The organism is Bradyrhizobium sp. 25ACV (assembly GCF_054863005.1).
The window spans coordinates 1-268 of the sequence record NZ_JAVAYO010000112.1 but is presented as its reverse complement, the minus strand read 5'-3'; the positions used below and the strand labels follow the sequence as shown (position 1 = coordinate 268).

The 268-nt window shown below is 61.2% G+C and carries 1 protein-coding gene; it reads right to left on the bottom strand.

Annotated features, from left to right (window positions below):
• Positions 1–268 (bottom strand): carboxy terminal-processing peptidase (locus tag RAD04_RS38780; RefSeq protein WP_461627979.1); only part of this gene is annotated, 268 nt, incomplete at both ends.

Sequence of the window (268 nt, the reverse complement as noted above, 5' to 3'; positions counted from 1 at the left end):
AGCAAGGCCGTGACGTCGCCTTCCGGCGTATATTTCGCCGGCTTGATCTCTGCCCAAGGCAGGGCATTGTCATAACTCGTCTCGCCGAAGCTCGTCGGGTCGGACAAGCCTGGCAGGCTGATATCCGGGGTGACGCCGCGCAGCTGCGTCGTACCGCCATTGACCCGGAAGAACTGCGAAATCGTCACCTTCAGCTCGCCGAGCTCGGGTTTGCTGTTGTGAACCACCTCATCGAGATCGACGACCGTCTGCACTGTGCCCTTGCCGA